This window comes from Acinetobacter sp. V2, from assembly GCF_001188385.1.
In the GTDB taxonomy this organism is placed as follows: Bacteria; Pseudomonadota; Gammaproteobacteria; order Pseudomonadales; family Moraxellaceae; genus Acinetobacter; species Acinetobacter oleivorans.
This window is the reverse complement of the sequence record NZ_JZFB01000003.1, coordinates 247,354-248,778: the sequence shown is the minus strand read 5'-3', so window position 1 is coordinate 248,778 and position 1,425 is coordinate 247,354. Positions and strand designations below refer to the sequence as shown.

Sequence of the window (1,425 nt, the reverse complement as noted above, 5' to 3'; positions counted from 1 at the left end):
CAGCCTATTTTTAATAAATTAAAAATTTAGCTAAGAGTTTAATTTACTTAGCTACTACTCCATCTTGTTGATACTTTGGTGAACGTGGACCATATAGCAACCCCATACCCGGATTATAAGTCGTCGGGGTAAAAAGTTGAGTATTTACCATACTTGCTAATGGATAAGCCCGATCAGTAAAGCTGCCAGCAATCTGTTCAACTAAAGCACCGACGACCATTCCGATTAAACCCGCATTGCCATCATTACTTGCTTGAACAAGTTTTTTCTCACCGGTCCAAATCACATCTCCAGTTTTTAAATCAACAAGCTTTGCATCAGCACTTACTGTAGCGACACTTTGGATCACTTGGTACTTAGAACCATATTCTTTAATTCGAATATATAAAGCAGCATCTGCACCAAAAATCTCTTGTAATTTCTGAGGTGCAATAGACTGAGCATCACTGCCATTAGTAACACCATTCTCTTTAAACATATTGTCTACAACAGAGATTGGAAAAACGTAATAGCCAGCTTCTGCAACAGGCGCCACCACAGTAGGCCAATAACTATAAGTCGCTTTTACATCAGGCGAATCATTGACTGGCGGCAATACCAAAATCGATTTTGGCATATGAGCTTTATAAGCCGTAATATCTTTATTAGGCGGTGGAGTAACAGCACATCCCGTAAATGCAAGGCTAGAAATAACTAAACCAGCAATTAAAAATTTCTTAATCATGATTTTGTATACCCACCATTAGCATTCATTTTTTGCAATAAACGATCCATTAAAACTGTAGACTCTGGATATACTTGACGTTCAAGCTGGAAATACTCGATTGCTTTTTGAGAATTATTTTCTTGTAAATATAATAATCCCAAATGAGCATATAAACCTGGTGGAACAGCTAAGCCCTTACCTTTAGTTTTTTCAATTTCAGCTTCTAATTTTGTGATTTGCGAACTCGGTGTAGCTTTCTCAGGTGCGTTATACATCAAATAGGTTTGATGAGTATAAGTTCCCCAATTATATAAAGGTTGAGGACCAGCGGCACAACCAACCAATCCCATAGCAAGAAAACTGCTTAAAAGAATATTTTTCATTTAACACATATCCAAAATTATTGAACTGACCAACGGTTATTTTGAATATCTGTCACAAGATTATTAACTGCTTCACGAACAGCTAAATCGAGTACTTTGCCATTTAAAGTAGAATCATAAGAAGCTGTAGAGCCAAAACCTAATACTTCACGAGCACCTAAGGCATATTCACCTGCACCCTGTACGGAATGTACAACTTCTGATGTTTTTACATCAATAACATTTAAATTAACTTTTGCATAAGCAACTTGTTCTTTACCGCGACCTAAAATACCAAATAATTGCTGATCACCTACTTCTTTGCGACCAAACTCAGATACGTCACCAGTAATAACA

At 36.8% G+C, this 1,425-nt stretch carries 3 protein-coding genes; all 3 read right to left on the bottom strand.

What is annotated here, in order from left to right; translation table 11 throughout:
• Nucleotides 1-43: 43 nt before the first annotated feature.
• Entirely contained in the window at nucleotides 44-724 is a 681-nt protein-coding gene (locus tag UC75_RS12070; RefSeq protein WP_049837733.1) for a DUF799 domain-containing protein, read from the bottom strand.
• Nucleotides 721-1,089, bottom strand: coding sequence for a DUF4810 domain-containing protein (locus UC75_RS12065; protein WP_049837732.1), 369 nt, complete (start codon nucleotides 1,087-1,089; stop codon nucleotides 721-723). The genes UC75_RS12070 and UC75_RS12065 overlap by 4 nt, the downstream gene beginning before the upstream one ends.
• Before the next feature lie 17 nt (nucleotides 1,090-1,106).
• Nucleotides 1,107-1,425: CsgG/HfaB family protein (locus UC75_RS21470; RefSeq protein WP_322842901.1), on the bottom strand; the 319-nt coding region annotated here is incomplete at its 5' end.